This window comes from Flavobacteriales bacterium (assembly GCA_029248105.1).
GTDB lineage: Bacteria > Bacteroidota > Bacteroidia > Flavobacteriales > UBA7312 > UBA8444.
In genome coordinates this window covers 24,662-31,425 of record JAQWJZ010000015.1, presented here as the reverse complement: position 1 = coordinate 31,425, position 6,764 = coordinate 24,662, and the positions used below count along the sequence as shown (strand labels likewise).

4 protein-coding genes are annotated in these 6,764 nt (G+C 38.1%); all 4 read right to left on the bottom strand.

Annotated elements, in window-relative coordinates; all coding sequences use genetic code 11:
• Positions 1-958, bottom strand: a 958-nt coding sequence (locus P8I29_02835; protein MDG1916731.1) for a hypothetical protein, incomplete at its 3' end; no start/stop codon positions are given.
• A 119-nt stretch (positions 959-1,077) separates the two neighbouring features.
• Positions 1,078-2,142 (bottom strand): FAD-dependent oxidoreductase, encoded by a 1,065-nt coding sequence (locus P8I29_02830; GenBank protein ID MDG1916730.1) that lies wholly within the window; start codon positions 2,140-2,142, stop codon positions 1,078-1,080.
• Between the two features lie 51 nt (positions 2,143-2,193).
• Positions 2,194-3,111: a type IX secretion system membrane protein PorP/SprF gene (locus tag P8I29_02825; protein MDG1916729.1), complete on the bottom strand. Its 918-nt coding sequence runs from the start codon at positions 3,109-3,111 to the stop codon at positions 2,194-2,196.
• A gap of 11 nt (positions 3,112-3,122) precedes the next feature.
• The gene (locus P8I29_02820; GenBank protein ID MDG1916728.1) at positions 3,123-6,683 is read right to left on the bottom strand and encodes a gliding motility-associated C-terminal domain-containing protein; all 3,561 of its coding nucleotides are present in this window, start codon (positions 6,681-6,683) and stop codon (positions 3,123-3,125) included.
• Positions 6,684-6,764 lie beyond the last annotated feature (81 nt).

The window sequence follows — 6,764 nt, the reverse complement described above, 5'->3', positions numbered from 1 at the left end:
CCATAACAGAGATATCATCAAATGCACCTTCTTCTTCAGCAGAGATTGTATGCATAGTAGCTCCAATCATGAAGTCACCCATTGCATAAGATCCACCAAATGATAAATCAGTACACTCACCTCTTTCAGCATTAAATAGAGAGTAGTTCATTCCTGAACCGTATCCGTCACCAAAGCTACCAGAAGTCAAGTGGAAACCGTTCTCACCATACATATCGTATCCAGCCATTACAGTCAAGTCAGTGTTTACAGCGTAAGAAACACCTAATGTAGTTAAGTCCATTTCTTCACCATCAGTTTCACTAGTATAATATCCTAGAGATAAAACAGCACCATTGTCCATCGCGTAAGATGCATCAAGACCCATTGAAGTTCTTTCTTCAAATACTTCATCCATTGCAGTAAAAGCACCTTCATTTTGCGTGTTAACATATAAAAGATTGAAAGCCATAGCGCCCATATCTTTACCTACGTTAAAATACATAGTAGTACCATCATATCTTAAAGTATCCAATGATGTTAAATCAGTTGCAGCATAACCTACGTGAATGTCCGCAAAGTCATTGTTAACTCCGATTAAGAAACCATCCCAAGTGTTACCGTCTTCGTTAACCCAGTTGTTGTCTCCTAAAATACGACCGCTACCAAAGTTTAAAGCCATACGACCAGCTGTTAATGAAGCGAAATCCATAACGTTTGTTGTAGCATAAGCCTCACGAACAGTTAAAGAGAAGTTTTCATCAGCAACTTTACCTAAAGTAGCTGTAGAGTTTAATTCTACGTGAGCGCTTACAGCGTCACCTCCGAAATCAACAGCAGTTCTTACTCTTTGATCAGTGCTCGTAGCATCTTCAGTCGAATTAACTCTTGTTCTAGAGTCAACAGACCAATCTTGTGCAGAAACTGTTGTTGCTAGTCCTAACGTTAAAGCTAGAACAAAATGCAAATTCTTTTTCATAATAATTTAGTTAAAATTGGTTAATAACGGGCGCAAGATGCAAATTTTATCTAAAACCACCAAAGAAAATCAAATCGTTATTCTTAACACGGAAATGTTGATAATAGGCAGATATAGCACTAATTTAGGGGGGTTAAAAATCGTTTAATCCTTTGGTTATCAGTGTTTTGAACGTTTTTTTTATCTTTTGTTAAAAAGGCACTAAAATTAGCTGATAAGTATGGCCCCTGAAGAGCGCCCCTTGTACCAAGTCCGTTAAAAACGCCAATTTTGGAGTGCTGAGGATGCAAACCGATGAGTGGTTTTCGGTCTTTAACAGTCGGTCGAACACCTGCTACACTTGAAACGACCTCAAAATTAACAGATAAAATATCACTAATTTTCTTCTTAAGAAAGGATTGACCCTCAGCCGTAAGTTTATCTGTCAGGTCAGTATGATTATAGGTAGACCCGACTACATACAAGTAATTGCCTAGAGGTAAAATGTAAACACCCTTGCTAATAATTTTGTCAAAACGCTTTAAAGAGGGTATGCGAATAGTCATAACCTCCCCTTTGGTAGGGCTTAAGGGTAAAGACTTAAAATATGGGTTGTCTTTTAGTCTATAGCCTTCACAAAAAATAATGTAATCTGCCTGTAATGATTTGTATATTCCTTGTTCTGGATTGCAATGTGAGAAGTCAAAGCGTTCTTCTATAAGTATGTGATTCTTTTGAAAGTATGCTCTAGATTTATCTAAAAAAGGGATGAGGTCTAGGTGGGCGGTAGAATTAATCGAAGCGCTACCATAACTATTATTAAGAAAAGGAAAATTATTTTCTTCGTAAAAATCGGAAATGTATTTATCCATATTACTGTTGCTGTACTTAATTTGCCAATCATGCTTAACATCTTGATTAGCAAACAAACGTAATATGGGTTTAAGCTCTAAAAATGAAGCGTTCAACTTCCTTTCTAAGTCTTTGTACCGCTCGATAGCCTTTGGGAAATAAAGGTGTGCGTTGTACGAAGGAATGCAACGTTTCATGCCAACAGGGTTTATCAATCCGGCTGCTACCCGACTTGCTGATGCCTTTAGATTCAAGTCTATAATAGCCACCGATTGTTGTGCATCTATCAAGTCATGAGCTAAAAATGTTCCTGCCATACCTTGGCCAACAATTATAACATCGACTTTTTTCATCGCTAAACTTTTAAATTGGAAATAGGGCTCAAAGGTAGATAAAGTAATGGCTTACCAATAATAAGTATGTCTTCTTTTTCGCTTATCATTAATGTTAAAACCTAAGGATATCTCGTGTGAACCTGAAGCTACTGTGCTTAACGAACTGATACCATAATCAAAAGAATAGGACAAAAACAAACTTCCCATGTTTAAGCCAGCTAAAGCTACTAAAGATTGTGAAGAACGTAAAGACAAGCCCATCCAGTAGTTGTTGTCTATGATAACTCGAGCGTTAAAATCAAATTGTGTAGGGCTAGACTCTAATGACTTGGCGAGTATAGACGGCTCAATAGCTAAATCGGAGTGTATGTCAATTCGGTATGATCCGTGCACAAAATAATGGCGTACCTGTGTGTTATCCCCAAAAATATTAGAAACTGATTCTTTAAACGTGGACTCAAACAATTGATGAGCAGAAGCGCTCAAAGAGAAGTTTTTAGAATATAGATATGCGCCCACACTAGCGTCAGGAACCATTTTTGAAAAACTACCTCCTTCAAATTCAGGATCAGGATTTTGGAATGTTAACTGACCTTGATTAAGAGTGTGTTGCGTCATTAATCCACTCATACCTAAAGACAGTCGAGTAGTATTGTCTTCGTCAAGCTGAACGTGATATGCAAAAGATAAGCTTATTCCTATCTGACTATAAGGCCCTGTTTCGTCTTGCATGATAACCGCTCCTAGTCCAATAGCATCATAAGCCAATGGCATATGATAACTTAATGTATTAGTTTTAGGAGCAATCGCTCCTAAACCAGACCATTGTGATCGTGAATTGATTTGAATAGGAAAATAGGGCTTTGACCCTGCAATTGCAGGGTTCAGAACAAAATCATTGGTAAGATATTGACTGTACATAGGAAGTTGTTGAGCTTTAGACAAAGCCGCAACAAAAACTAGAACAACAATTAAGACCTTCTTCATTGATTTTTAATTTAACGAACGATAGTTACGGTTCCCGCAATAGGTGGCTCATCGTTATTAAGGGTTATTACATAATAATAAGTTGCTGAGGGTAAGGGCATACTTTCATACATGCCTTGCCATGCGCCTTCCCAAGCGTTAATATATTTTTTAGTGGAATAGACTCTATCTCCCCAACGGTTAAAAACTTCGACTAAGGCGTCAGGATATAATTCGATATTATCTATATGCCAGTAATCGTTATTTTGATCGCCATTAGGAGAAAAGGCCGAATAGGCCGTAATACAACTTTGATTACTAGAGGGGACTTCTATTTCATCATAGTAAACACAACCGTTATTGTCTATGACTGTTACGGCATAATTCCCTGAAGAGACTCCATCATTTAACGCTGCTTGTGTATAATTCGACCACTCGAAAGTATAAGGGTCGTATCCACCTGTTGCAAAAACCTCAACGCTACCATCTGTATTATCAACACAACTAACAGCTTGTGTCAAAAAATTCAACTGAACAGGAACGATAGGGTCAATAGTAATAGCTACTTCATGTTGACAATTATTAAAGTCGGTTACCTGAACAGAATACATACCGGCTGTTTGTATAGAAATTAGTTCGGATGTTTCGTTGGTGCTCCACAAATAATCATAGGGTGTTAACCCTCCTGAGGCAAATACTAATGCTGAAGCAATAGGAGCATCTAAGCACAACTGTGTATGCTCCACAAAAATATTTAAAGAGTCTGGCTCATTAATCGTTTCTGAAGCTGTTAAGACACATCCAAACTGATCCGTCATGGTTACAGTGTAAGTTCCCGAAGATAAACCAGAAGCCGTATTTGTTATTTGAGCGTTAGCATCGTCCCACAATACCGAATAATTAGACGATGGATTCGGATTGTTAAGAGTCGCTTGTATCTCTCCATTACCATTACCATAACATAGAATTGGGTTAACAGAAAGTGAAATATTAGGCTCTGTTATTTGGAAGTCTATCGTTTCTTGACAGCTAAGGGCGTCTATAATGGTTACTGAATAAGCCCCGGATGTAAGCTGATCTACTGAATTACCTGTTGCTCCAGTTGACCATGAAATACTATAGTTTGGTGTACCTCCAACTGGGTTAACTGCCGCAGAACCATAATCACCATCACAACCTAAATTGACAACAGAAAGATTAGATAAAATTTGGTCTGGCTGAGTAATAGCTTGCGCAAACGTTGGAGAGGTGCAGTTATTAGCGTCTGTAACAACTACGTTATAAGTGTTAAAAGAAAGCCCCCCTACAGTGTATGGTGCTTGATTGGCAGAACTGTATAAAGCATCAACAAAATAGGTGTATCCTCCAGAACCACCGTTAGCAGTTATTGTTATTTCTCCGTCTGACCCTCCAAAACAACTCACATTATTCACAAGATTAATATCTGAAATAAGCAAGTCGTTAGGCTCAGTAATTTCGAATGGTAAAGGTGTAGAAACACAACCATTAACGTCTATAGCTTGTAGCGTTTGAAGACCGGCAGACAGATTGGTAATCAGATTATTGGCTGCTAAAGGAAATACGGTTGGATCAGGAACAAGGTTATAACTATAGGGTGCGTTTCCTCCGTCAAAGTCAACCGTTATAATAGCGTCAGAAGCACCAAAACAACTCACTTGAGAGCCGTTGTAATCAGAAGTAACAGTAGCAGATACTATGCTAAGTTCTGAAGGTTGATTTAAATCATAAAACTCATTGTATGAACAATTGTTGTCATCAATTACAGTAAACTCATAAGTCCCTGCAGCAAGAGAAGTGAAATCTCCCGAAGTTTGAGTAGTTGCTCCTCCATCAATAGAATAAATGTAAGCGCCAACTCCATCTTCTCCTAAAAGACTAATTTCACCATCAGAAAAGCCATTACATGAAATAGGAGTTATAGTCGTAATAAAATCAAAAGACAAAGGGGTCGGGGCGTTTAGTATTATATCTTGTGGCAATGACTCACACAAATTACTATCAACAGCAATAACGGAATAGCTTCCTTCAGATAAATTAGTAATATCAAGAGCCCCAATAGATGCATATGGAAAAGTTAAACCCCCGTCTATACTATAAGAATATTCGCCGCCAGAACCTCCTAAAGTGCTAACCTCAATAGTCCCATCTGTTGAGTCTTGACAACTGATAGGAAAGCTTGAAAAATCGGATGTTATATTAACTGTCAGATCAAGGTCGGCAGGGTTTGGAATTAGTGGATTTGATTGGGTAAAACATCCGTTGTCATCGGTAACGGTTAATAACGGCAAACCAGAACATACTCCGTTCACGGTATTGTTATTCCCGTTATCTACCCCATCAACATTGTAGCTGTATGCTGGGGTTCCTCCTGAGGCATCAATCGTTATTATAGCATCACATGATGTGTTGCAAGATGGCGGTTGATCAACAACAACGGCATCAATGACTACTGGTGAAGGCTCCGTAATTTCAATATCGGTAGGTAAGGAAGTACACCCTTGAGCGTCAGTAGCAATAAAAGTATATGTGTCAGCACCTAAATTAGTTAGGGGGTTAGCCAAAGCATCTGTAATAATAGGGTTAGATGTACTTGAATATTGATAGGTGTATAAAGCATCATCACCGCCAGAAGCAGATAAGGTAATTTCACCGTCTAAGTTTCCATTACAACTTATTTCTGAACCATTATAATCAGATGTAATTTGAGGGTTTACAAAAACTGTATCCGAACTAACTACCGTAGTTTGTAAAGCCTCATAAACATAATTTGGGGCTAAGTCGGAATCACGTGCCCAAACATCATAATCACCAACGGCTAAATTAGTATAGACAAGGTTTGTGGTCCAAGGTCCGGCAAGACCATTAATAGAATATTCGGTGGTTGCAGGGGCGGTTACATCTGGAATAATCTGAATTTGACCATCTGAAGTGTTGTAGCAAGTCGTGCTCGTTGATGATATACTATCAACATAACCCGTAACAATTAGAGTGTAGTCTTCTGTTTCGCCGTATTGAAAATTATTAATCGCCCAATTTAAAGCGGTAACCTGCCATAAGGCTGTAAAAGCACCTACCCTATTATAAACAATTCTCATTGTTATCGGACCTAGAGCTGCGTCATTAGGAATCGTTATTGATGTATTAAAAATAGGATTATTATTATTAGAATAAGGTGAGGTGTAAACCAATTCTGTACTCTCATACGTACCGCTAGCATCGAAATCGACATAAACCTTAATTGCTCTATTGGGATTAGATACAGATGGAGTTGAGCCACAAAAACCACCTTCAACTTCTAAATCATATGTTTCGTTTCTTAAAACCCCAGTTACATATTCTAGCCCAGCTACATTACCATCACCATTATTGCTATTGCCCAAGGTGTAGTCGCTGTAGCCCGTACAAGGTAATAAAACCGTTCCAACAGGGGGGTTCATTATATCTGTAACATCATAAGGAGGTGTGCCGAAATATACTCTTGATACAAGCTCAAAAGAAGTACTGTTAGCGCCTTGAGAAAAAGCGTTAAGCCCAATAAGTAAGGAAATAAATATCAAAAAACATCTAAACATACTTGTTAAGGTAAAATTAACGGATAAGCTTACAAAGTTAATTAAATATTAACACTTTTTTTCTGATAAGCTCATTTAAAA

What these genes read in the sequence shown, in the direction of transcription:
- P8I29_02830 (MDG1916730.1), bottom strand. Translation starts at nt 2,142, where the DNA reads ATGAAAAAAGTCGATGTTATAATTGTTGGCCAAGGTATGGCAGGAACA.
- P8I29_02820 (MDG1916728.1), bottom strand. Translation starts at nt 6,683, where the DNA reads ATGTTTAGATGTTTTTTGATATTTATTTCCTTACTTATTGGGCTTAAC.
- P8I29_02825 (MDG1916729.1), bottom strand. Translation starts at nt 3,111, where the DNA reads ATGAAGAAGGTCTTAATTGTTGTTCTAGTTTTTGTTGCGGCTTTGTCT.